The 694-nt window shown below is 58.2% G+C and carries 1 protein-coding gene; it reads right to left on the minus strand.

The features are described from left to right. Positions 1-52 precede the first annotated feature (52 nt). Entirely contained in the window at positions 53-646 is a 594-nt protein-coding gene (gene hisB, locus AC1DRJ_RS31075) for an imidazoleglycerol-phosphate dehydratase HisB (protein WP_007897437.1), read from the minus strand. Between the last annotated feature and the right edge of the window lie 48 nt (positions 647-694).

The following is a 694-nucleotide window of genomic DNA, read 5'->3' on the forward strand; positions in this document are numbered from 1 at the left end:
GCCACCGAGTGCAGGTTGCCCATGCCGTAATCGATAACCGCGACCGTCTGCATTACAGAACGCCCTTGGTCGATGGCATCTGACCGGCCATGCGATCATCGAGCTCTACGGCCATGCGCAGTGCACGGCCGAAGGCCTTGAACACGGTTTCGATCTGGTGGTGGGTGTTGGTGCCACGCAGGTTGTCGATGTGCAGGCTGACGAGCGCATGGTTGACGAAGCCCTGGAAGAATTCCTGGAACAGGTCAACGTCGAAACCGCCAACGGTGGCACGGGTGTAGGGAACATGCATCTGCAGGCCAGGACGGCCGGAGAAGTCGATCACTACGCGCGACAGCGCTTCATCGAGTGGCACATAGGCGTGGCCGTAGCGACGGATGCCTTTCTTGTCGCCGATGGCTTTGGCAAAAGCCTGACCCAGGGTGATACCGACGTCTTCCACAGTGTGGTGGTCGTCGATATGCAGGTCGCCCTTGCTGACAATATCCAGGTCGATCAGCCCGTGACGGGCGATCTGGTCCAGCATGTGCTCAAGAAAAGGAACACCGATATCAAATCGGGCCTTTCCGGTGCCATCCAGGTTGATCGAGGCTTTGATCTGGGTTTCCAGAGTGTCGCGCTCGACTGACGCCATACGTTCGGCCATCACCAGCTCCGCAAAATCATTGGGCGAAAAAGGCAGCCATTATAGGGG

The organism is Pseudomonas sp. P5_B2, assembly GCF_056400445.1.

Excerpts from the sequence above, each read along its gene's own strand:
- hisB (WP_007897437.1), bottom strand. The coding sequence starts at position 646 with ATGGCCGAACGTATGGCGTCAGTCGAGCGCGACACTCTGGAAACCCAG.